This is a genomic window from Pseudonocardia pini (genome assembly GCF_013870575.1).
Lineage (GTDB): Bacteria > Actinomycetota > Actinomycetes > Mycobacteriales > Pseudonocardiaceae > Pseudonocardia > Pseudonocardia pini.
The window spans coordinates 1-2061 of the sequence record NZ_JACBXB010000886.1 but is presented as its reverse complement, the minus strand read 5'-3'; the positions used below and the strand labels follow the sequence as shown (position 1 = coordinate 2061).

3 protein-coding genes are annotated in these 2061 nt (G+C 73.2%); all 3 read left to right on the top strand.

The window, feature by feature from the left end; translation table 11 throughout:
* Window positions 1–264: Rossmann-fold NAD(P)-binding domain-containing protein (locus H5J29_RS30380; RefSeq protein WP_512700150.1), on the top strand; the 264-nt coding region annotated here is incomplete at its 5' end.
* A 17-nt stretch (window positions 265–281) separates the two neighbouring features.
* On the top strand, window positions 282–1412 hold the full coding sequence (locus H5J29_RS30375) for an NAD-dependent epimerase/dehydratase family protein (protein WP_181784387.1): 1131 nt from the start codon (window positions 282–284) through the stop codon (window positions 1410–1412).
* A partial coding sequence (locus tag H5J29_RS30370) for a nucleotide sugar dehydrogenase (protein ID WP_181784386.1) occupies window positions 1412–2061 on the top strand: 650 nt, incomplete at its 3' end. The genes H5J29_RS30375 and H5J29_RS30370, both read left to right, overlap by 1 nt.

Below are 2061 nucleotides of genomic sequence, written 5' to 3'. Positions count from 1 at the left end.
GGCATCGGCCCCGACCTGCTGCCCGCGATCGCGGACGGCTCGCCCGCGAAGCACGGGCGCCGGATCCCCGGGACCGGCATCGCCGTCGTCTCGCCCGAGGCGATGCTGGAGGCCCGGCCCGACGAGGTCCTCCTCTTCGTCCCCGACCTCCTCGACGAGGTCCGACGCCGGTACCCCGGCGTCGAGTCCGGTGGCGGGAGCTGGGTCCTGGCCGAGCCGAGCCCGCGCGCGGTGCAGCCCGACCAGCACGCCCTCAACGCATGACGAGACGGGAGACGCGCATGATCTCGCCCGACGACGCCGGGGCCCGCGCGGAGCAGGTGCGGGCCGACGACCTGGCCCGCATCATCCAGTGGCTCGACGCCGACCTGGCCCGCATGGCGGGTGGCAGGCTGTTGATCACCGGGGGTGCCGGGTTCCTGGGCTACTACCTCGTCCAGGTCCCGTTGGCCTGGAACGACGCCCACCCGGAGTACCCGCCGATCAGGGTGACCGTGCTCGACAACTACATCCGCGGCGTGCCGGCCTGGCTCGGCGAGCTGGCCACCCGGCCGGACGTGGACCTGCGGACCGTGGACGTCCGGGAGCCGCTCCCCACCGACCTCGACGACGTCGAGTGGATCATCCATGCCGCGGGCATCGCCTCGCCGACGTACTACCGCGCCCACCCCATCGAGACCATGGACGCGAACATCACCGGGCTGCGCAGCCTGCTCGACATGGCCGCCGCGCGGTCCACGGCGCGTCCGGTCCAGGGCTTCCTGTTCTTCTCCTCCAGCGAGATCTACGGCGATCCCGAGCCGACCGCGATCCCGACGCCCGAGACCTACCGCGGCCTCGTCTCCTGCACCGGGCCGCGGGCCTGCTACGACGAGTCCAAGCGCTACGGCGAGACCCTCTGCGTGAACTTCGCGCGGGAGCGCGGGGTCCCGGTGCGCATGGCGCGGCCGTTCAACAACTTCGGACCGGGCATGAAGATCACCGACGGCCGGGTCATCGCCGACCTGTGCCGGGACGTGCTCGAGGGCCGCGACGTGGCGCTGCTGTCGGACGGCTCACCCACCCGGACCTTCTGCTACGTGTCCGACGCGGTCACCGGCTACTACCTCGCCCTGCTGCGCGGCGGCGACGGGGAGCCCTACAACATCGGCACCGAGGAGCCCGAGATCTCGATGACCGAGCTCGCCGAGGCGCTGGTCCGGCAGGCGAAGGAGCTGTTCGGCTCGACCCTGCAGGTCACCCGCCGGGTCAGTGGTGAACAGGCCTACCTGGTGGACAACCCGAACCGGCGGTGCCCGGACCTGACCAAGGCGCGCACCGAGCTGGGCTACCTGCCGGAGGTCGGCCTCGAGGAGGGGCTGCGCCGGACGCTGCTCTGGTACGCGGGCAACACCGGCGGGAGCGAGGCCTGATGCGCGTCTGTGTGGTCGGCGCGGGCTACGTCGGGCTGGTCTCGGCGGTCGGCCTCGCCGCGCACGGTCATCAGGTGACCTGCGTCGACGCCGACCCGGCCCGGGTCGCGGCGATCATGGCGGGCACCTCGCCGATCGTCGAGCCCGGACTCGCCGAGCTGCTCGAACGCCACGTGGGCCGGTCCGTGCGCGCGACGGGGGACCTCGCCGCGGCCGTGCGGACGGCGGACCTCACGCTGCTCTGCGTCGGGACCCCCTCCCGGGCCGACGGCAGCATCGACACCTCGTTCCTGGAGTCCGCGGCGGAGCAGGTGGGGACGGCCCTGCGCGCGCGGCCGCCGGACTCCGCACCCCCGGTCGTGGTGGTCAAGAGCACCGTGGTCCCGGGGGTCACGGACGGCATCGTCGCGGAGGCGCTGACCCGCGCCTGCGGGCTGACCCGCGGCCGCGACCTGGGGCTGGGGGCCAACCCGGAGTTCCTCACCGAGGGCCAGGCGGTCGCCGACTTCCTGGAGCCGGACCGGCTGGTGATCGGCGGCGACCCGATCGCGCTCGAGGCGCTGCGCCTGCTCTACGCGGGGTTCACCGACGTCCCGCTGATCGAGACGACCACCCGCACCGCCGAGATGATCAAGTACGCCTCGAACGC

Bases quoted from the DNA above. Each gene is read 5' to 3' on its own strand.
- H5J29_RS30375 (WP_181784387.1), top strand. From the start codon at position 282: ATGATCTCGCCCGACGACGCCGGGGCCCGCGCGGAGCAGGTGCGGGCC.